The organism is Streptomyces sp. NPDC107521, assembly GCF_055598485.1.
This window is the reverse complement of the sequence record NZ_JBVKAT010000017.1, coordinates 165,418-186,554: the sequence shown is the minus strand read 5'-3', so window position 1 is coordinate 186,554 and position 21,137 is coordinate 165,418. Positions and strand designations below refer to the sequence as shown.

At 74.4% G+C, this 21,137-nt stretch carries 15 protein-coding genes; 10 read left to right on the top strand and 5 right to left on the bottom strand.

The window, feature by feature from the left end:
• From ACZ7LB_RS24075 to ACZ7LB_RS24055, 5 genes are all read left to right on the top strand, one after another.
• The coding region (locus ACZ7LB_RS24075) for a sulfate adenylyltransferase subunit 1 (RefSeq protein ID WP_471471032.1) at window positions 1-957 on the top strand (957 nt) is incomplete at its 5' end.
• Between the two features lie 240 nt (window positions 958-1,197).
• A complete protein-coding gene (locus ACZ7LB_RS24070; RefSeq protein WP_471471030.1) occupies window positions 1,198-2,301 on the top strand; it encodes an aliphatic sulfonate ABC transporter substrate-binding protein in 1,104 nt (367 codons plus the stop codon).
• Between the two features lie 34 nt (window positions 2,302-2,335).
• Window positions 2,336-3,124 (top strand): ABC transporter ATP-binding protein, encoded by a 789-nt coding sequence (locus ACZ7LB_RS24065; RefSeq protein ID WP_471471029.1) that lies wholly within the window; start codon window positions 2,336-2,338, stop codon window positions 3,122-3,124.
• The gene (locus ACZ7LB_RS24060) at window positions 3,111-4,022 is read left to right on the top strand and encodes an ABC transporter permease (RefSeq protein ID WP_471471027.1); all 912 of its coding nucleotides are present in this window, start codon (window positions 3,111-3,113) and stop codon (window positions 4,020-4,022) included. Before ACZ7LB_RS24065 ends, ACZ7LB_RS24060 begins: the two co-directional genes overlap by 14 nt.
• 6 nt (window positions 4,023-4,028) lie before the next feature.
• Window positions 4,029-4,775: a sirohydrochlorin chelatase gene (locus ACZ7LB_RS24055; protein ID WP_471471025.1), complete on the top strand. Its 747-nt coding sequence runs from the start codon at window positions 4,029-4,031 to the stop codon at window positions 4,773-4,775.
• A 293-nt stretch (window positions 4,776-5,068) separates the two neighbouring features.
• On the opposite strand, the gene ACZ7LB_RS24050 is transcribed toward ACZ7LB_RS24055, so the two are convergent.
• The gene (locus tag ACZ7LB_RS24050) at window positions 5,069-5,617 is read right to left on the bottom strand and encodes a DUF1697 domain-containing protein (RefSeq protein WP_471471023.1); all 549 of its coding nucleotides are present in this window, start codon (window positions 5,615-5,617) and stop codon (window positions 5,069-5,071) included.
• A gap of 429 nt (window positions 5,618-6,046) precedes the next feature.
• Here ACZ7LB_RS24050 and ACZ7LB_RS24045 point away from each other — a divergent pair, with 429 nt between their 5' ends.
• Window positions 6,047-8,308, top strand: a complete 2,262-nt coding sequence (locus tag ACZ7LB_RS24045; protein ID WP_471471021.1) for an MMPL family transporter — start codon at window positions 6,047-6,049, stop codon at window positions 8,306-8,308.
• A gap of 447 nt (window positions 8,309-8,755) precedes the next feature.
• Here the strand turns inward: ACZ7LB_RS24045 and mgt are convergent, their stop codons facing one another.
• Window positions 8,756-9,958, bottom strand: a complete 1,203-nt coding sequence (gene mgt / locus ACZ7LB_RS24040) for a macrolide-inactivating glycosyltransferase (protein ID WP_471471020.1) — start codon at window positions 9,956-9,958, stop codon at window positions 8,756-8,758.
• 225 nt (window positions 9,959-10,183) lie between these two features.
• Between mgt and ACZ7LB_RS24035 the strand changes: the two genes are divergently transcribed.
• The gene (locus tag ACZ7LB_RS24035; RefSeq protein WP_471471018.1) at window positions 10,184-11,050 is read left to right on the top strand and encodes a phosphotransferase enzyme family protein; all 867 of its coding nucleotides are present in this window, start codon (window positions 10,184-10,186) and stop codon (window positions 11,048-11,050) included.
• Between the two features lie 43 nt (window positions 11,051-11,093).
• On the opposite strand, the gene ACZ7LB_RS24030 is transcribed toward ACZ7LB_RS24035, so the two are convergent.
• Entirely contained in the window at window positions 11,094-11,816 is a 723-nt protein-coding gene (locus ACZ7LB_RS24030) for an exonuclease domain-containing protein (protein WP_471471016.1), read from the bottom strand.
• 118 nt (window positions 11,817-11,934) lie between these two features.
• The gene (locus ACZ7LB_RS24025; RefSeq protein WP_471471014.1) at window positions 11,935-13,182 is read right to left on the bottom strand and encodes an SAV2148 family HEPN domain-containing protein; all 1,248 of its coding nucleotides are present in this window, start codon (window positions 13,180-13,182) and stop codon (window positions 11,935-11,937) included.
• A gap of 349 nt (window positions 13,183-13,531) precedes the next feature.
• Between ACZ7LB_RS24025 and glgX the strand changes: the two genes are divergently transcribed.
• A complete protein-coding gene (glgX, locus tag ACZ7LB_RS24020) occupies window positions 13,532-15,736 on the top strand; it encodes a glycogen debranching protein GlgX (RefSeq protein ID WP_471471012.1) in 2,205 nt (734 codons plus the stop codon).
• Between the two features lie 406 nt (window positions 15,737-16,142).
• A complete protein-coding gene (gene treY / locus ACZ7LB_RS24015) occupies window positions 16,143-18,551 on the top strand; it encodes a malto-oligosyltrehalose synthase (protein WP_471471011.1) in 2,409 nt (802 codons plus the stop codon).
• A 55-nt stretch (window positions 18,552-18,606) separates the two neighbouring features.
• Here the strand turns inward: treY and ACZ7LB_RS24010 are convergent, their stop codons facing one another.
• A complete protein-coding gene (locus ACZ7LB_RS24010; RefSeq protein WP_471471009.1) occupies window positions 18,607-19,524 on the bottom strand; it encodes a LysR family transcriptional regulator in 918 nt (305 codons plus the stop codon).
• A gap of 131 nt (window positions 19,525-19,655) precedes the next feature.
• On the opposite strand from ACZ7LB_RS24010, the gene lpdA reads away from it, so the two are divergent.
• On the top strand, window positions 19,656-21,095 hold the full coding sequence (lpdA, locus tag ACZ7LB_RS24005) for a dihydrolipoyl dehydrogenase (RefSeq protein ID WP_471471006.1): 1,440 nt from the start codon (window positions 19,656-19,658) through the stop codon (window positions 21,093-21,095).
• Window positions 21,096-21,137 lie beyond the last annotated feature (42 nt).

Genomic DNA, 21,137 nt, shown 5'->3' with positions numbered 1-21,137 from the left:
AACGGCGTCGTCGAACAGACCCGCCGCCACGCCGCCATCGCCGCCCTCCTCCGCGTCCCCCACGTCGTCCTCGCCGTCAACAAGATGGACCTCGTGGGATACCGGGAGCCGGTGTTCGCGGCCATCGCCGAGGAGTTCACGGCGTACGCGCAGGAGCTGGGCATCCCCGAGGTCACCACCATCCCCATCTCGGCGCTGGCCGGGGACAACGTGGTGGAGCCCTCGTCGACCATGGACTGGTACGGCGGCCCCACCGTCCTGGAGCACCTGGAGACCGTCCCGGTCAGCCACGACCTGGCGCACTGCCACGCCCGGCTGCCCGTGCAGTACGTGATCCGGCCGCAGACCGCCGACCACCCCGACTACCGGGGCTACGCGGGCCAGATCGCCGCCGGGACCTTCCGCGTCGGCGACGAGGTCACCGTGCTGCCCTCCGGCAGCACCTCGCGGCTGGCCGGCATCGACCTGCTCGGCGAACCCGTGGACGCGGCCTGGACGCCGCAGTCCGTGACGCTGCTGCTCGCCGACGACATCGACGTCTCCCGCGGCGACCTGATCGTGCCCAGCCAGGACGCCCCGCCGACCACGCAGGACGTCGAGGCCACCGTCTGCCACGTCGCGGACGAGCCCCTCACCGTCGGCCACCGGGTCCTCATCAAGCACGGCACCCGCACCGTCAAGGCGATCGTCAAGGACATCCCCGCCCGGCTGATGCTGGACACCCTGGCGCTGCGCCCGCACCCCGGGCAGCTCTCCGCCAACGACATCGGCCGCGTCAAGCTGCGCACCGCCGAGCCGCTGCCGGTCGACTCCTACGCCGACTCGCGGCGCACCGGGTCGTTCATCCTGATCGACCCCAGCGACGGCACCACCCTGACCGCCGGCATGGTCGGCGAGTCCTTCGCCGCCCCCGAGCCCGTCAAGGACCCGGCCGACGACGACGGGTGGGACTTCTGAGCATGTCCTCCCCCGACTTCTACTCCACGTTCGCCAAGGAGGGCGGCCGCGTCGGCAGCGGCGCGCTCGGCAGCGGGCAGGGCGGAGTGGCGCGATGTGCGCGCTGACGTACGCGCACCGCTCGCGCGCCCACTCCCCCCACCCGCACCGCCGAAGAGACAGCCGACCTCCCGGCCACGACCTGACCATTCGGACCAACCGACAGGCGTGACCGCCGGGCCAACGAGAGGAACGCCTCCCGTGCCTGCCACCACCGCCCTGCGCCGTACCCTGGCGGCCGCCGCCGCCCTGCCCCTCCTCGCCCTCGCCGCCTGCGGCTACGGTTCCGAGGCCGAGGGGGACGACACCGCCGAGGTCGCCGCCGGCGCCGAGAAGATCGACGGACTCGACTCCCTCCGCATCGGCTACTTCGGCAACGTCACCCACGCCACGGCGCTGGTGGCCCATCAGAAGGGCTTCTTCCAGAAGGAGCTGGGCGCCACCCGGGCCAAGTACGCGGTCTTCAACGCCGGTCCGTCCGAGATCGAGGCCCTGAACTCGGGCTCCATCGACATCGGCTGGATCGGCCCCTCCCCGGCCATCAACGGCTTCGCCAAGTCCAAGGGCAAGAACCTGCGCATCATCGGCGGCTCCGCCTCCGGCGGGGTGAAGCTGGTGGTCAACCCCGAGAAGATCAAGACCCTCGACGACGTCAAGGGCAAGCGGATCGCGACCCCGCAGCTCGGCAACACCCAGGACGTGGCGTTCCTCAACTGGATAGCGGAGCAGGGCTGGAAGGTCGACGCGCAGAGCGGCCGGGGCGACGTGACCGTCGTCCGCAGTGACAACAAGGTCACCCCCGACGCCTACAAGTCCGGTTCCCTGGACGGCGCGTGGGTGCCCGAGCCGACCGCGTCCAAGCTCGTCGCCGAGGGCGGCAAGGTGCTGCTGGACGAGTCGACGCTGTGGCCGGACAAGAAGTTCGTGATCACGAACATCATCGTGTCGCAGAAGTTCCTCAAGGAGCACCCGAAGGCCGTCGAGGCCGTGCTGAAGGCGTCCGTCGACACCAACGAGTGGATCGGCGCCAACCCGGAGGAGGCCAAGGCAGCGGCCAACAAGCAGTTGGAGGCCGACACCGGCAAGGCGCTGCCCGCCGGGGTCCTGGACCCGGCGTGGAAGTCGATCACCCTGATCGACGACCCGCTGGCCGCCACACTCGGCGCCCAGGCGGAGCACGCCGTCAAGGCCGGCCTGCTGGAGAAGCCCGACCTGAACGGCATCTACGACCTGACGCTGCTCAACAAGGTCCTCAAGGCCAAGGGCGAGCCCGCGGTCGACGACGCCGGTCTCGGCGTCAAGTAGCCCGCAACCCGACCACCCTCAGGAGGTGACGACCATGGCCACGACCCTCGCCAAGGCCGCCGACGGCACCGCGACGGCCCCCCGCGCCGCCCGGATCGAGCACGTCTCGAAGTCGTTCGCGGGCCCTTCCGGACAGCAGTTGGTGCTCGACGACATCAGCCTCGATGTCGCGCCCGGCGAGTTCGTCACCCTCCTGGGGGCCTCCGGGTGCGGCAAGTCCACCCTGCTCAACCTGGTGGCCGGGCTGGACCGGCCCAGCTCCGGCACCATCACCACCGACGGGCGGCCCGCCCTGATGTTCCAGGAGCACGCTCTGTTCCCGTGGCTCACCGCGGGCAAGAACATCGAACTCGCCCTGCGGCTGCGGGGCGTGGCCAAGACCGAGCGCCGCGACAAGGCCGAGGAACTCCTCGAACTGGTCCGGCTGAAGGGCGCGTACGGCAAGCGGGTGCACGAACTGTCCGGCGGCATGCGCCAGCGGGTCGCGATGGCGCGCGCGCTGGCCCAGGAGAGCCGCATCCTGCTGATGGACGAGCCGTTCGCGGCGCTGGACGCCATCACCCGGGACGTGCTGCACGACGAACTGACCCGCATCTGGCGCGAGACGCGGCTGTCGGTCCTGTTCGTCACGCACAACGTCCGCGAGGCGGTGCGGCTCGCGGAGCGTGTGGTGCTGCTCTCCTCCCGCCCCGGGCGGATCGCCCGGGAGTGGACCGTGGGCATCCCGCACCCCCGTCGCATCGAGGACAAGGACGTGGCCGAACTGTCCGTCGCGATCACCGAAGAACTGCGTGGGGAGATCCGCCGCCATGGCCAGCACTGACACGCCGACGCCCGCGAAGAGCCCGGAGGCCCGGGACGGCGGCGACCTCGCCGGGCTGGAGGCCGGCCTGGACGCGCTGGAGACGGTGCAGCAGGGACGCACGCCGTTCCGGCAGACCTTCGTCGAGAAGATCCTGCCGCCGACCGTCGCCGTGCTGCTCGTCATCGCGATCTGGCAGGGGCTCGTCTCCTTCGGGATCGTCGACGACCCGACCAAGCTCCCCGCCCCGGCCGACGTCTGGCACGTCGTCGAACAGGCGTGGCTGCGGGGCGAGTTGCTCGGCTACATCTGGACGAGTGTCTCGCGCGGCCTGCTCGGCTTCTGCCTCGCGCTGCTGATCGGGACCCCGCTGGGGCTCCTGGTGGCGCGGGTGAGGTTCGTGCGCGCCGCCATCGGCCCGATCCTGTCCGGGCTCCAGTCGCTGCCGTCGGTGGCCTGGGTGCCCCCGGCCGTGATCTGGCTGGGCCTGAACAACTCGATGATGTACGCCGTCATCCTGCTCGGCGCGGTCCCCTCCATCGCCAACGGACTGGTGTCCGGTGTCGACCAGGTGCCGCCGCTGTTCCTGCGGGCCGGCCGGACGCTCGGCGCGACGGGCGTCAAGGGCACCTGGCACATCGTGCTGCCGGCCGCGCTGCCGGGCTACGTGGCCGGACTGAAGCAGGGCTGGGCGTTCTCCTGGCGGTCCCTGATGGCCGCCGAGATCATCGCGTCCTTCCCCGACCTCGGAGTGGGCCTCGGCCAGCTCCTGGAGAACGGCCGCAACGCCAGCGACATGGCCATGGTGTTCGAGGCGATCCTGCTCATCCTGATCGTCGGCATCGCGATCGACCTGCTGATCTTCAGCCCGCTGGAGCGGTGGGTCCTGCGCAGCCGCGGCCTGCTGGTGAGGGGCTGAGACACCGTGCACCGCCCGCACTCCCCCGTGCTCCTGGTCATCGCCCACGGCAGCCGCGACCCGCGGCACGCCGCGACCGTGCACGCCCTGGTCCGCCGGGTCCGGGCCGAGCGCCCGGACCTGCGGGTCGAGACGGGGTTCCTGGAGTTCAGCGTGCCCTCGGTGCGGGGCGTCCTGGAGTCCCTGGCGGCGGAGGGCGTACGGGACGTGGTGGCGCTGCCGCTGCTGCTGACCCGCGCCTTCCACGCCAAGGCCGACATCCCGGCCGTCCTCGCCGAGGCACCTGCGCGGCTGCGGGTCCGGCAGGCGGAGGTGCTCGGCCCCTCCCCGCTGCTGCTGTCGACGCTGGAACGGCGCCTGTACGAGGCGGGGTTGACGCCCGCCGACAAGTCCTCGACCGGGGTCGTGCTGGCCTCGGCGGGGTCCTCCGACCCGGAGGCGATCGCAGTGATCGCTGAAATCGCGCGGGAGTGGCGGCTCACCGGTTGGTGCGCCGTGCGGCCTGCGTTCGCCTCCGCTTCCCTGCCCCGCACCGAGGACGCGGTGCGGGAGCTGCGGGAGCTGGGTTGCGCCCGTGTCGCGGTCGCGCCCTATGTGCTGGCGCCCGGCTTCCTGCCGGACCGCATCGCGCGCGGCGCGGCCGACGCGGACGTCCTCGCCGGGGTGCTCGGCCCCGCGCCGGAGGTGGCGCGGCTGCTGCTGGAACGGTACGACGGGGCACGGACGGCGGTACCGGTGGCGGTCGGCGCCTGAGGCCGTCCGGCCGGGGGTCCCATGACCGCGGGTGTCGGCCGGACGCGTCGGCGGGACCGCGGGCCGCAGGTCCAGGATCCGGAGGCTCGGAAGCCCGCGAGCCGGATAGTCGCATAGCCGCGGAGCCACTGCCACTGCCACTGCCACTGCCAGCGGGAGTCAAGGGCCGGTCCTGCTGAGCCGTGCGGCCCTCACAGCCCCCGCAGCCCCGCAGCCCCGCAGCCCCGCAGCCCCGCAGCCAGGGGCAGCATCCCGGGTCCTCCACCCGACGGCCCGCGCGGCGCGGCGGCCGGTCAGGTTCGGGTCAGCTCGGCCAGTTTGACCACGGTGTTCCAGTTGCGGCTGGTGGCGACCAGCCCCTTGGTGATCCGGGGCCGCGACAGCACCTCCGCCAGTTTGGAGCGGCCCAGGCCGTCCGGGGCGTAGAGGTACAGGGCGCGGTCGCCCAGCCGGAACTCCTCGGGGGCGTGGGCGGCGCGGTCGACGCCCGCGAAGCGCTCCTCGTCGACGGGCTCCGAGAAGTACGTCACGTGCAACTGCCTCGGCTCCAGATCCGCGGCCGGGAAGGGGCAGGCGTCCACGACGCCCCGGAGATAGGCGTGGTCGCGCACGATCACGTCCACCGCGAACCCGAAGCGCTCCGCCACGGCCCCGGCCAACTCGGCGGCCAGGGACGCCTCGTCGCCCCGCTCCGCGGCGAACACCGCCTGCCCGCTCTGCAGATGGGTGCGCACCGCGCCGTGGCCGAGGCCCTCGACCAGTGCGCGCAGCTCCGCCATCGGGACCTTCTTCGCACCGCCCACGTTGATCCCGCGCAGGAGCGCCGCGTACATCGTCGTCATGCGGCAACCCTAGGCCCACGACGGGGTCCGCCCCTCGATTCGGGGCGTTCGACGCGTCGTCCGGACGGCACCGGCCATGACCCCGAGGCCGGCCGCCGCGCCCCGTGGGGGTGGGCACGACGGCCGCGCGCGCCACTCTGGCGGAAGCCCGCCCGGCGTTCAACCGCCACGCGCCTCTGCGACTTATACAACAACCCTGTAGAACCCCTTGGCAAGCGCTCCCCGACCCTGAGACCCACCCCCGAGGAGCCCCGATAGGTGTAGGGGGCCGGTGTCCTCCTCAGCGGTGACACCGCCGCTCCGGCGGGAGGAGCCGGGGCGCCCGCAGTTCACCGGTCAGTACGAGGGGACGGCCCTGCCGGGCCCGTAGCGTCATTGCGGAAGGTGGCGGCAGGGGGTCGCCACCGCGCACGAGGGGGCATGCCCGTCATGGGGAACGGAGATACACGGGTGCGGGGGCTGGCCGCCCGGGCCGGCGGCTGGAGTGCCCGGCACCGATGGGCTGCCGTCGGCATCTGGGTGCTGTTCGTCGCTCTGGCGATGGGACTCGGTTCGGCCGCGGGCCGGGTCGACGTCAAGGAGAGCGAGCAGATGGGGGGCGAGACCCGCACCGCCGCCCGGATCATCGAGGACGCGGGCATCCGGGAGCCGGCCGGCGAGACCGTCCTCGTCCAGGCGCGGGACGGGAAGCTGACGGCACAGGACCCCGAGTTCCGGGCGGCCGTCGACGCGGTGGTCGCGGCGGTGCGGGAGACCGGCCGGGCCACCGGGATCACCTCGCCGTACGACACCGGCACCATCTCCGAGGACGGGCACAGCGCCCTGGTCCAGTTCGACATGCGGGGCGCGGCGGACACCGCGGGCGACCGGGTCGAGCCGGTGCTGAAGGCGGTCGCCGGGGTCCAGGACGAGCACGGGAAGCTGCGCATCGGCGAGATCGGCGAGGCCAGCATGACCAAGACCTTCTCCGACGCCTTCGGTGACGACTTCAAGAAGGCCGAGTACTCCGCCGTGCCGGTGGCGCTGGGCATCCTGCTGATCGCGTTCGGCGCGCTGGTGGCGGCGCTGCTGCCGGTGGCCCTGGCGATCACCGCGATCATGGCGACGATGGGCCTGATGGGGCTAGTCAGCCATCTCCAGCCGATGAGCGACACCGCCAACTCCGTGATGCTGCTGGTCGGTCTGGCCGTCGGCGTCGACTACTGCCTGTTCTACCTGCGCCGTGAGCGCGAGGAGCGGGCCGCGGGGCGGGACCCGGAGACGGCGCTGCGGATCGCCGCCGCGACCAGCGGCCGGGCCGTGGTGGTCTCCGGCGTGACGGTGTGCGTGGCGATGGCCGGGATGCTGTTCACGGGTATCGCGGAGTTCAAGGCGATGGGCCTGGCCTCGCTGATGGTCGTCGCGGTGGCGATGGTCGGTTCGGTGACGGTGCTCCCGGCGCTGCTGTCCCTGCTGGGCGAGCGGGTGGAGAAGGGCAGGGTGCCCTTCCTGAACCGGCGGCGTCCCACCGGCGGCCCGCAGGGCAGCCGGTTCTGGACGGCCGTGCTCAAGCGGGTGCTGGCGCGGCCGGTGCTCTCCGCCGTGGCGGCGACCGGTGCCCTGCTGGCCGTGGCGGCGCCCGCGGTCGGCATGAAGACCGAGAACCTCACGCTGGACCAGGAGTTCGGCGACTCGCTGCCCATCGTGCAGACCTACAACCGGCTCAACGAGGCGTTCCCGGGCGGCTCCGACCCGGCGCGGGTGGTCGTCAGGGCCGACGACATCAACTCCCCCGAGGTGAAGGCGGCGCTGGCCGGCTTCCGTGAGCAGGCGGTCTCCTCGGGCGCCTCGCGCGGCCCGGTCGAGATCACGCTGCACGACGCGCAGAACGTCGCGGTGGTCTCCGTCCCGCTGGTGGGCGGCTCCGACCAGGACAGGGCGGGCGAGAGCCTGACGAAGCTGCGCGACGAGGTGCGGCCCCGGACGCTGGGCACGGTCGAGGGGCTCCAGGCGCCGATCACCGGTCAGGTGGCCGGGAACAAGGACTTCAACGACCGGATGGTCGGGTCGGTCGTGCCGGTCTTCGCCTTCGTGGTGGTCTTCGCCTTCGTGCTGATGCTGCTGTCCTTCCGCTCGCTGACGGTGGCGCTGACCTCCATCCTGCTGAACCTGCTGTCGGTGGGCGCCGCGTACGGCATCCTCGTCGCGATCTTCCAGCACGGCTGGGGCGCCTCGCTGGTGGGCGCGGAGGGGGTCGGGGCGATCATCACCTGGCTGCCGCTGTTCCTGTTCGTGATCCTGTTCGGCCTGTCCATGGACTACCACGTCTTCGTGGTCTCCCGGATCCGGGAGGCGCGGATGCGCGGCCGGTCGACGCGGGACGCCATCCAGCACGGCGTGGTCACCACGGCCGGTGTCGTCACCAGCGCCGCGGTCATCATGGTCGCCGTGTTCGCGATCTTCGGGACGCTGTCGATGCAGTCGATGAAGCAGATGGGCGTGGGCCTCGCGGCGGCGGTCCTGATCGACGCGACGATCATCCGGGGCGTGCTGCTGCCGTCCGTGATGGCGCTGCTGGGCGAGCGCAACTGGTACCTCCCCCGGTGGATGCACCGGCTGCCGGACCTGACGCACGACGAGTCCCCCGAGCCGGTGACGGAGCCCGCGCGTCCGGCGGTGCGCGACGGGGAGGGCGAGCGGATCGGGGTGTGAACCCCGGTGTCGTGAGCGGGGGTTGAGCCCTCCGGTGCCTCTTGGGGACGGTGCTCCGGGTTGACGGCCGGCTCATCGGCGGGGCGCGGTGGGGGGACCGCGCCCCGGAACCCCTGGGGGCGGGACACCGGCCGCCCGAGTGCCCGGACCGGACGGCCGGGAGACCGGACGGCCGGGAGACCGGAAGACAGGGATCCCTGACCGGAGGCTCGGGCGCCCGGGAGACCGGACGGCCGGTGAGCCAAGGAGATCCGAGAGACCCGGAGACCGAGGAAGCCGGGGAAGCCGAGGACCGGGAGACCTGACGACCGAACCCGAGGAGGCCGGGAGACCGGGAGACCGGGAGGCCAGGAGGGCCGCAAGGCCGCAAGGCCGGGAGACACGGGCCCCGGTGGTCCAGGACCGGGCGAGGGCCCGTCGGTTACGGGGGAACCGACGGGCCCTCGCTCACGTCCGCGCCGCGTCGAGTTCGGCCTCGATGAGGTCGGCCGCCATCGGGGTGCCGCCCTCCCCGGCCATCCCGTCGCGGACCTCCGCGAGCCGCCGGGCCACCTCGGGGTCGTCCACCAGGGCGAGGGCGGCGGCGCGCAGCGCCTCGGCGGTGGCCTCCCCGGCGGGCAGGTGCCGGGCGACGCCGAGCCCCTGGAGCATGTCGGCGTTGCCGAACTGGTCCACCGCCTGGGGGACGGCGATCATCGGGGTGGCGGTCGACAGCCCCTCCTGGCTGCCGCCCGCGCCCGCGTGGGTGACGAACAGGTCGGCCTGCCTGAGGATCGCCAACTGCGGCACCCAGGAGCGCACTTCGACGTTGGCCGGGACCTCGCCCAGGTCGTCGGCGGTCACGTGCCGGCCGACCTGGAGCACCACGTGCCAGCCGGGCAGGTCCGCGAAGGCCCGCACACAGGCGCGGTAGAAGGCGGGCTGCTTGGTGAAGGAGGAGCCCAGCGACACCAGGACCACCCTCTCCGCGCCCTCGGGACGCCGCCAGTCGCCCTCGGTGGCGCGGTCGCCCTGGCAGGCGCCGACGAAGGTGTACGTGGTCCCGTCCACCCGGTCGGCGTGCGGCTGGAGCGCCTCGGGGATCAGCACCAGGGAGCGGCGGGGCCGGCCCACGAAGGGGTCCGGGTGGGTCGTGATGCCGTTCTCCTCCAGCCAGGCGTGGAAGCGGGCGTAGTAGGCCCGGCCGCGCTCGGTGCGCAGCGGCTCCTCCCACATCGGCTCACCGACCTCCTTCTCGTAGCCCTCCCAGGCGACGAGGTTCGGGGAGAGCGAGACGGCGGGCACGCCCCAGCGGTGGGCCAGGACCCGGGCGGGATAGGAGGTGATGTCGTGCAGCACGAGGTCCGGCTCGTCGCCCCGGTAGGCCTCGACGAGCTGCGGGAGCGCCTGGATCGCGTCCGCCAGGAACGGCTCGACGTTGTCCAGCAGGGTGGTCCCCCACGCCTCCGGGTCGGCGTCGGGGCCGGGCAGCGAGCTGTTCCACAGCCGGGGCTCGGCGCCGGTCCCGGCCACCTTCTCCGCGAAGTGCGGCGGGATCGCGTAGGTCACCCGGTGCCCCCGCGCGACCAGCTCGCGGATCACCTCCAGGCTGGGGTTCACGTGGCCGTGGGCGGCGATGGAGAACATGGCGATGTGAGCGGGAGCGGTCATGCGTCCACGGTATTCGAGACGATACGTCTCGTCCAATTCATTTTCCCGCCGTCCCGAGGGGTCCCGCCCCGGCCACCGCGCACACGCCCCCACCTGTGCCAATGCGACACTGGCCCGCGGACCACGGGGACCCGGAGGACCCACGGACCACGGACAGCGGGGCCGCGGCCCCGGCCCCGGGGACCCATGGGGCCGGACACGGACACACGGACACGGAGGCGGGAGATGGACGAGGCACGGGCGCGGGAGGTACTGGACGCGGCGGGGGTGCTGCCGGGGCCGGCGGTGCGCGGGGCGCGGCTGCTGGCCCTGGGCGAGAACGCCGTGTTCGCCGCCGGGGACCTGGCGGTCAAGGTGGGCCGGGACGCCGAACTCCTGCCCCGCGCCCGCCGGGAACTGGCCGTCTCCGCCTGGCTGGCCGCGGAGGGGGTGCCCGCGGTGCGGGCGGCCGAGCCGGAGGCGCTGCTGGTGGGCGGCCACCCGGTGACCGTCTGGCACCGGCTGGCCGACCCGGTGCGCCCCACCGAACCCCGGGACGTGGCCGCACTGCTGCGGCTGGTGCACGCCCTGCCCGCCCCCGGCTTCGCCCTGCCGCCGCGCGAGCTGCTGGACGGGGTGGAGCGCTGGCTGCGGCTGGCGGGCGACACCGTCGACCCGGAGGACGCCGCCTATCTGCGCGCCCGCCGGGACGGCTTCGCCGCGGCCGCCGCCGCGCTCACCCCGCGCCTGGCGCCGGGCCCGATCCACGGCGACGCGCTGCCCCGCAACGTGCACATCGGCCCGGACGGCCCGGTCCTGGTCGACCTGGAGACCTTCTCCTGCGACCTGCGCGAGCACGACCTCGTCGTCATGGCGCTCAGCCGCGACCGCTACGGGCTGCCCGCCACGGCGTACGACGCCTTCACCGCGACCTACGGCTGGGACGTGCGCGAGTGGGACGGCTGCGCGGTGCTGCGGGGCGCCCGGGAGACCGCAAGCTGCGCCTGGGTCGCGCAGCACGCGCCCGGCAACCCCAAGGCGCTCACCGAGTTCCGCCGCCGGGTGGCCTCCCTGCGCGACGAGGACCCCGCGGTCCGCTGGTACCCCTTCTGACGGACCCCCGCCCCGCCGGGGCCGGCACCGGGGCGCCGACCGCTCAGATGTGCTCCCCGACCGGCTCGCGGAGCGGCCACGCGCCGTCGATCACGGCCGTCGCGTCGCCCTTGCGGCGCAGGAAGCCCTGGAAGTCCGCCGCCCACGCGGCATGCCACTCGATCTGACGGCGGTGCAGCTCCGCCGGCCCGAGGGACGCCACCTTGGGGTGGCGGTCGGCTATCGCGCGGGCCAGCCGGGCCGCGGCCAGCGCGTCGGCCCCCGCTTGGTGCGCCCCGTCGAGCGGGACGCCGTACTCGGCGCAGACGGCCTCAAGCGTGCGCTTGCCCCGCCGGTAGCGGTCGACGGCCCGGTCGATGGTGTACGGGTCGATGACGGGGGCCGGCTCCTGCCCGCCCAGCCGCTCGCGCAGCGACGGCAGCCCGTGGCGCCGCAGCTCGGCGGAGAGCAGGGTCAGGTCGAAGGCCGCGTTGTACGCGACGACCGGGACCCCCGCCGTCCAGTGGGAGACGAGGACCCCGGCGATGGCGTCCGCGACCCGGTCGGCCGGGCTGCCCTCGGCGGCGGCCCGCTCGGTGCTGATCCCGTGCACCGCGATGGCCTCGGCGGGGATCTCCACCCCGGGGTCGGCCAGCCACTCCCGGCGGCCCAGCGGCCGGCCGTCCCTCACCTCGATCACGGCGCCCGTGACGATGCGCGACTCGCGCGGATCGGTGCCCGTCGTCTCCAGGTCGAAGCCGATCAGAAGCTGCCGGTGCCAGCCCATGGGCCGTCCCCCTCCTCGGTGGTGCTCTCCCCCAGTGGTCCCCACCATCGCACGCGCCACTGACAACCGGTGGGCCGCCGTCCGTTCACCCGCGCGGGCCTCCCGCTCCCGGGCGCGCTCAGGAGACCGGGCGCGAATCCGCCCACATCAGTTCGAACTCCTCGCGGTATGTCGGAAAGAGACCTACTTCTTCCATCTGGCCGGACTTGACCACCTTGGTCCCGTCCCGGCCGTTGCGCAGCACCAGCACCGGGGCCTCCATGCCGCGCGTCCGGCGCAGATAGGACTGCACCACGGCCATGCCGTCGGCACCGTCCCCGTCGACCAGGTAGGCGGTGAAGCGGGGCGTCTCGTCGAAGACCTGGATCTCGAACGCCCCCGGGTCCCGCAGCCGGGCCCGCACCCGGCGCATGTGCAGGATGTTCATCTCCACCGCGCGGCTCAACTCGCCCCGCTTGATACCCAGTTCCCGCTCCCGGCGCTTGATGGCGCTGGAGGCCGGGTTGAGGAACAGCAGCCGCACCCGCCCCCCGGCCTCGGCCAGCCGGATCAGCCGGCGGCCGGAGAAGTTCTGCACCAGCAGGTTGAGCCCGATGCCCAGGGCGTCGAGCCGGCGGGCGCCGCCGAACAGGTCCTCGGCCGGGAACTGGCGCAGCAGCCGGACCCGGTCGGAGTGCACGGCGACCACGTCGGCGTACCGGTCGCCGACGAGGTCCTCCACCGCGTCCACCGGCAGCCGCCGGGCCGACGGCACGTCGCCGCCCGCGCCGAGCACCTCCAGCAGCCGCGCAGAGGCCCGCTCCGCCTGGTTCAGCACCACCTCCGACAGGGCCCGGTTGCGGGAGACCACGTTGCGGGTCACCTCCAGCTCGTCGAGGGCCAGCTCGACGTCCCGGCGCTCGTCCAGGTAGGGCTCGAAGCAGGGCCAGTGCTGGACCATCAGCTCGCGGAGCTGCGGCAGGGTGAGGAAGCTCAGCACGTTGTCGTCGGCCGGGTCGAGCAGATAGCCCTTGCGCCGGCTGACCTCGCGGACGGCCACCGCCCGCTGCACCCACTCCTGCCCGGCGGGACCGGCCGCCGCGATCACCCACTCGTCGCCGTGGACCGGCTCGTAGACGGGGCGCAGCACGGCGGCGACGACCGCGCGCAGCCGCTGCTCGACGAGGTTCAGCCAGATGTAGGCGCGGCCGGCCCGCTGGGCGCGGGTGCGCACCTCGTGCCAGTCCTGCGCGTCCCAGTCCAGCTCCGGCCCGATGGCGCCCACGTCCATCGGCCGTGCCAGGGACACCGCACCGGGCGGGACGTCCGGGGAGGTCCCCTCCTGTCCGTCGTCACCAGGGGGCAGCTCCAGCCCTCCCGAGCCCACCCGCGCACCGCCTTCCGCTCCCCGAGCACTCCCGGGGCTTCCCCGTCCCAACGATCAAGGAAGGGTACTCCGGGAGGGGTGCGCGGTGCAGCCCGATGGATCGCCAGGTTTTGCCAACCTCCTTGATCCACTGTGTCGTTCCCGGGATCGGGGAGGTGCCGAGTGAGCCGATTCATAGCGGCGGCCCGCCGCGCGCGGTCCGCGCGCCCCGGCGCCCCGCCCGGCGCACGGGTGGCGGGGGCGGCCGGCGGCGGGTAGGGGACGCCGCGGCGCCGGGCGGCCCCCCGGCCGGGCGGGCACGGAACCGGGTCGTCCGCACCGGTGCCGTCCACCTGCGAGAGTCGGTCCCATGCTGCTGTGGCCCGGACAGTCGTATCCGCTGGGCGCCGCGTACGACGGCGCCGGCACCAACTTCGCGGTCTTCACGGAGGCCGCCGACCGAGTGGACCTGTGCCTGCTGCACGACGACGGCTCGGAGACCGCCGTGGAGCTGCGGGAGAACGACGCGTTCGTGCGGCACGCCTACGTGCCGGGCGTGATGCCGGGGCAGCGCTACGGCTTCCGCGCGCACGGCCCGTACGCCCCGGAGCGCGGGGCACGCTGCAACTCCGCGAAGCTGCTCCTGGACCCGTACGCGCGTGCGGTCAGCGGCTCGGTGCGGTGGGGCGAGGAGGTCTACGGCCACCGCACCGGCGCACCCGAACGGCGCAACGACCTGGACTCGGCGGCGCACACGATGTCCTCGGTCGTCGTCAACCCGTACTTCGACTGGGGCGACGACCGGAGCCCCCGAACGGAGTACCACCGCACCGTGATCTACGAGGCCCATGTGAAGGGCCTGACGATGCGGCACCCGGCGGTTCCCGAGGAGCTGCGCGGCACCTACGCGGCGCTGGCGCACCCGGCGGTGCTCGGACACCTGACCGATCTGGGGGTGACGGCGCTGGAGCTGATGCCGGTGCACCAGTTCGTCCACGACCACCGGCTGGCCGACCTGGGGCTGCGCAACTACTGGGGCTACAACACCATCGGCTTCTTCGCCCCGCACAACGGCTACGCCTCCTGGGGCGACCGGGGCCAGCAGGTGCTGGAGTTCAAGTCGGCGGTGAAGGCGCTGCACGCGGCGGGCATCGAGGTGATCCTCGACGTGGTCTACAACCACACGGCCGAGGGCAACCACCTGGGCCCGACCCTGTCGTTCAAGGGCCTGGACAACGCCTCGTACTACCGGCTGGCCGACGACCGCCGGTACTACACGGACACCACCGGCACCGGGAACTCGCTGCTGATGCGGTCCCCGCACGTCCTTCAGATGATCATGGACTCGCTGCGCTACTGGGTGACCGAGATGCACGTCGACGGCTTCCGCTTCGACCTGGCGGCGACCCTGGCCCGGCAGTTCCACGATGTGGACCGGCTGTCGGCCTTCTTCGACCTGGTGCAGCAGGACCCGGTGGTCTCCCGGGCGAAGCTGATCGCGGAGCCCTGGGACCTGGGCGAGGGCGGCTACCAGGTGGGCAACTTCCCGCCGCTGTGGACCGAGTGGAACGGGAAGTACCGGGACACCGTGCGGGACCTGTGGCGCGGTGAGCCGCGCACCCTCGCGGAGTTCGCCTCCCGGCTGACCGGCTCCTCCGACCTCTACCAGGGCGACGGGCGGCGCCCGCTGGCCTCGGTCAACTTCGTCACCTGCCACGACGGCTTCACCCTGCGCGACCTCGTCTCGTACCACCACAAGCGCAACGGGGCGAACGGCGAGGACAACCGGGACGGCGAGAACCACAACCGGTCCTGGAACTGCGGCGCCGAGGGCGAGACCGACGACCCCGCCGTGCGGGAGCTGCGGGAGCGGCAGATGCGGAATCTCGTCGCCACGCTGCTGCTCTCCCAGGGCGTGCCGATGCTCGCCCACGGCGACGAGTTCGCCCGCACCCAGCACGGCAACAACAACGCGTACTGCCAGGACAACGAGACGGCGTGGGTGGCCTGGCCGGACGCCGGGCCCGGGGACGGGGGTGGCGGCGGGGGCGGGTCAGGGGCGGGCGGCCCGGGCTCGGAGCCGGGCGGAGGCGAGCCCGGCACGGGCGCGGAGCCCGGCACGGGGCTGCTGGAGTTCACCCGGGCGATGGTGCGGCTGCGCGCGGACCACCCGGTCTTCCGGCGGCGGCGGTTCTTCCGCGGGCGGCCGCCGCGGACGGCCCGCGACCGGCCCACGGACATCGCCTGGTTCACCCCCCGGGGCACGGAGATGACCCGCCGGGACTGGCACGCGGCGCGGGCCGCGGCGCTGACGGTCTTCCTCAACGGCGACGCGATCTCCGAACCGGGCCCGCGCGGGGAGCGCGTCACCGACGACTCGTTCCTGCTGCTGTTCAACGCCTCGCCGAAACCGGTGGACTTCGTGGTGCCGACGGGCCACGGGCGGCGCTGGCGGGTGGTCGTCGACACCGCCCTCCCCGGCGGCCTCCCCCGGGACGGGGGCGCCGAGGTGGTGGAGGGGGCGGGGCTGCGGCTGGCCGACCGGAGCGTGGCGGTGCTGCGGCGGCCGGTGTGAGGGAGGCGTCCGGGGCGACCGGGCACGGGGCTCCGGACTGGACCTCGGACTGGGCTTCGGACGGAGTCCTCGGGCATGGGCCGCGGGCCGCGGGCCGGGAGCGGGAACGTGGGCCGGCGCGCCGGGCGGGCGGCGCGGGCGAACCGTGTGCGGCGGGCGGCGCGGGCGAGCCGTACACGGCGGGCGGGCGAGCCGGCGCACGGAGACGCCCCGGCGTGCGGACGGCACGGGCCCGCCCCGGCGCGCGGGGCGGTTCCGGCGGCGCTCCGGTGTGCGCGCGGCGCGGGACCACCGGCGCAGGCGCCCGCCACCCGGCACGCGCCCGTTTCACCCGTTCGGGGGGTGGATCGTCCGTGCGGCGCACCGGCGGCACGGGCGGGGCCGACCGGGAGGGTACGCAGGTTCCATGACCCCTGAGCGTCCCGACCCGCCGCCGCCCCCGGCCGTCCCCTCGGCCACCTACCGGCTCCAGCTCCAGCCCGCGTTCCCCTTCGCCGCCGCCGCGGCGGCCGTGCCGTACCTGGCCGCGCTCGGCGTCTCCCATCTGCACCTGTCCCCGGTGCTGGAGGCCGTCCCGGGCTCACCGCACGGCTACGACGTGGTGGACCACTCCCGGATCCGCGCCGAACTCGGCGGCGAGGAGGGGCTGCGGGCCCTGTCGCGCACCGCGCGGGAGCACGGTCTGGGCCTGGTGGTGGACATCGTCCCCAACCACATGGCGATGGCCCCCCGGTACAACCGCGCCCTGTGGGAGGTGCTGCGGGACGGTCCGGGCTCGCCGTACGCGCGGTGGTTCGACATCGACTGGGAGGCGGGCGGCGGGCAGGTGCTGCTGCCGGTGCTCGGCGCCCCCGTCGGCGAGGTGCTGGACGACCTCCGGGCCGACGGCGGTGTCCTGCGCTACCACGACCACGCCCTGCCGCTCCGCGAGGGCACCGAGGGGCTGCCGCTGCCGCAGCTCCTGGACGCCCAGTGGTACCGCCCCGTGTGGTGGCGGCTGGCCCGCACCGAGCTGAACTACCGGCGCTTCTTCAGCGTCTCGGAGCTGATCGGGGTGCGGGTGGAGGATCCGGAGGTCTTCGAGGCCACCCACGCCACCGTCCTGCGCCTGCTGCGCGAGGGCGTGATCGGCGGACTGCGCGTCGACCACCCGGACGGGCTGGCCGACCCCGGCGCCTATCTGCGGCGGCTGCACGAGGCGGGCGGCGGCCGGTGGACGGTGGTGGAGAAGATCCTCGCGGACGGGGAGGAACTGCCCTCCTCCTGGCCCGTGGCGGGTACCACCGGCTACGACACCCTGCGGCACGTCGACGGCCTCTTCACCGACCCCGACGGCCACCGCGTCCTCCTCACCGGCTACCGGGGCTTCGCCGCTCCGGCCCCGGACCGGGGCGGGGACTGGGCGGCGACGGCCCGCGCGGCGGCGTACGAGGTGCTCGCGGACGAACTCGCGGCCGAGCTGGACCGGCTGACCCGGGTGGCGCACCGCCTCTGCGTCGCGGCGCCGGACCCGGCGCTGCGCGACCGGGCGCCATGGGCGCTGCGGACCGCGCTGCGGGAGCTGCTGGTCCGGCTGGAGGTCTACCGGCCCTACACCCCGCGCGACGCGGCGGACGTCGTCAGCGAGAAGGCGGCGGCCGGGGCCAGGGAGGCCTTCGCCGTGCCCGGGGAGGCCGACGCGGTGGACGCCGTCCGCTCCCTGGTGGTCGGCACCGCCGGGGACGGGCCGGAACACGCCGACTTCCGGGCGCGGTTCGCGCAGACCGCTTCGGCGCTGCGCGCCAAGTCGGTGGAGGACAGGGCGTTCTACCGGCACGCGGCGCTGCTCTCCGCGACCGAGGTGGGCGGCGCGCCGGGCTCGCCCGCGCTGTCCCCGGAGGAGTTCCACGCCCACGCCGCGCGCCTGGCCCGGGACCGGCCGGCGACCGGCACCGTCGTCTCCACCCACGACACCAAGCGCAGCGCCGATGTGCGCGCCGCCCTGTCGGTGCTCACCCAGTGCCCCCGGCGGTGGACGGACCTCGTGGCGGAGCTGGACGGCTGCGCGCCGGGAGCGCCGGACCGGCAGGTGGCCTGGGCGGCCTGGCAGACGGTGTTCGGGCTCGGACCGGCCGACGGGGAGCGGGTGCGCCGGGCGCTGCTAAAGCACGTCCGGGAGGCCGGGCTGCGCACCGGGTGGACCGAGCGTCGGCCGTCGTACGAGGAGGCCGTGGACCGCTTCGTGGCGGCGGGCCCGTGCGGGGCGCCCGGGGCCCGGGTGGCCGCGCTGCGGGAGGAGCTGGAGCCGCACATCCGGGCCAATGTGCTGGGCACGGCGCTGGTCCATCTGACGATGCCGGGAGTGCCGGACCTGTACCAGGGCACGGAGGGCGAGTACCGGGCGCTGGTCGACCCCGACAACCGCGGCCCGGCGCAGTTCCCGCCCGTACCGTCCGCCCCCGGGACCCCCGGTGCCCCGGCCGTCGCCGGGGACGGGGCCAAGGAGGCCGTGACGCGGGCCGCCCTGGCCCTGCGCGTCCGGCGCCCCGGTGCCTTCGGGCCCGGAGGCGGGTACGCGCCACTGGCGGCACGGGGCCCGGCGGCGGAGCACTGCCTGGCGTTCGGCCGGTCGTCGGAGGTGGTGACGGCGGTGACCCGGCTCTCGCTGCGGCTGGCGGAGGCGGGCGGCTGGCGGGACACGGAACTGCCGCTGCCGCCGGGCCGGTGGGCCGACGTGCTCTCCCCCGGGCGGGAGTTCACCGGCTCCGTACCCCTGGCTGAGCTGTTCACGGACCTTCCGGTGGCCCTGCTGGAGCGGAGCCGGGCGGCCGGGTAGGGGAGTTCCCGTCGATCAGGTCAACGGCCCCCACGGAAAAGGAGGTTGGCCGAGGTCATGGAACACGGGTCCCGGGTGGCGCGGGCGCGGCGGCCGGGGGCCAGGCGGTGCGCAGCAGGCGGGTGAAGACCTCCGCGGCACCGGTCGGCGCCAGGCGCGAGAAGGCGGCCAGGGGTCGCCGCCACGGCGGGTCGGGCGCGAGCACCACGCAGTCTTCCCCGACCGCGCCCCGCACCAGGTACGAGGGGGCCGTGCAGACCCCCACCCCGGCGGCGGCCATCCGCACCGCCGTCGAGGTGTGCCCGGTGAACGCGGCCGTGCGCGGCCGGAACCCGGCCCGGCCGCAGGCCCGGTCGAGGAAGCGCTCGCCCCCGACGACGGGCTCCATCGCGCAGCGCACCCAGGGCCGGTCCGCGAGTTCGCGCAGCGTCACCGTCGTACGGCCCGCGAACCGGTCGTCGAAGGGGACCACCAGGACCATCTCCTCGTCACCGAGGGGGACGACGGTGCCGGGCCAGTCCCGGGGCGCCGGACCGATCGCGAGGTCGGCGGTGCCCCGCTCGACCCGCTCCTCCAACTCCTCGGTCGTGGCGTACTCGTGGAGGTGCAGCACGACCCCGGGGTGCGCGGCGTGCCAGCGGGCGAACACGTCGGGCAGGATGCCGACGGCCACCGCGTGCACGGCCGCGACGTGCAGTTCCCCGCCCTCGGCGCCGGCCGCCGCGCGGGCGGCGCGGTGGGCCTGCGCGGCGCTGCGGACGGCGAGTTCGGCGTGCGGGCGGAAGGCGCGGCCCATCGGCGTCAGCCGCACGCCCCGCGGCAGGCGCTCCAGCAGGTCGCCGCCGACCGTGCGTTCCAGCGCCTTGACCTGGTGGGACAGCGCGGACTGGGTGACGTGCAGGGACTCGGCGGCGCGGGTGAACGACGCCTCCTCGACGACCGTCAGGAAGTACTCCATCTGCCGCAGGCTCATCCCCGGTCCCCGCCTTCCCCGTTCACGCGGCCGTCGCGGCGGGCCGGGAGCGCGCGCCATGAACATCCCTCATCGGGACCACAAGAACATTGTCTTGGACTCATGACAAGGAAGGGGCGGAGGCTGGGACCATGAACACACATGACGTGATCGTCATCGGCGGCGGAACCGGCGGCTACAGCACCGCGCTGCGGGCCGCCGCGCTGGGTCTGGACGTGGTCCTGGTCGAGCGGGACAAGGTCGGCGGGACCTGTCTGCACCGGGGCTGCATCCCCAGCAAGGCGATGCTGCACGCGGCGGAGCTCGTCGACGGCATCGCGGAGGCCCGCGAGCGCTGGGGCGTGAAGGCCGGCCTGGAGGGCGTGGACTGGGCGGCGCTGGTCGCCACCCGGGACGGCATCGTGGACCGCAACCACAAGGGCGTGGAGGCCCATCTCTCCCACGCCGGGGTGCGGGTGGTGCGGGGCAGCGCGCGGCTGACGGGCACGCGCTCGGTCTCGGTGGAGGGCGTCGCGGGCGCCGACGGCACCCCCGGGACCGGTGGTCCGGTCTCCCTCGTGGCGCGCCGGGGCATCGTGCTGGCCACCGGTTCGCGCCCGCGCGTCCTGCCGGGCCTGGAGCCGGACGGGCGGCGCGTGGTCACCAGCGACGACGCGCTGTTCGCGCCGGGGCTGCCCGCGTCGGTCCTGGTGCTGGGCGGGGGCGCCATCGGGGTGGAGTACGCCTCCTTCCACCGTTCCATGGGCGCGGAGGTCACCCTGCTGGAGGCCGCCGACCGGATCGTGCCGCTGGAGGACGCGGACGTGAGCCGGCATCTGACGCGGGGCCTGAAGAAGCGCGGTGTCGACGTGCGCGCGGGGGCCCGGATGGTGGACGCCGAGGTGCTCGCCGACGGCGTGCGCGCCCGGGTGCGCACCGCCCGGGGCGAGACCGTCACCGTCGAGGCGGAACGGCTGCTGGTGGCGGTGGGCCGGGTGCCGGTCACCGACGGGCTGGGGCTGGAGGCGGCGGGGCTGGCCACCGACGAGCGGGGCTTCGTGGCCCCGGCCGACTGGGCCCGGCTGGAGACCGCGGTGCCCGGCGTGCACGTGGTGGGCGACCTGCTGCCCCCGCCGTCGCTGGGGCTGGCCCACGCCTCCTTCGCGGAGGGCCTGCTGGTGGCGGAGACGCTGGCGGGCGTCCCCTCGCCGCCCGTGGACTACGCGGCGGTCCCGCGCGTGACGTACTCGGCGCCGCAGACGGCGGCGGTGGGGCTGAGCGAGGAGGAGGCGCGCGCCCGGGGCCACGAGCCCGAGGTGAACACCATGCCGCTGACGGCGGTCGCCAAGGGGATGGTGCACGGGCAGGGCGGTGTGGTGAAGGTCGTCACCGAGGCGGGCGGCGGCCGGGTGCTGGGCGTGCACCTGGTGGGCCCGCACGTGTCGGAGATGATCGCCGAGAGCCAGCTCATCGTCGGCTGGGACGCCGAGCCCGGTGACGTGGCCCGGCACATCCATCCGCACCCCACGCTGTCCGAGGCGGTCGGCGAGGTGTTCCTGACCCTGGCGGGGCGCGGACTCCACCAGCAGTGACCCGGCCGGTCAGCGGGCCCGTGGCCCCATGGGTCCCGTAGG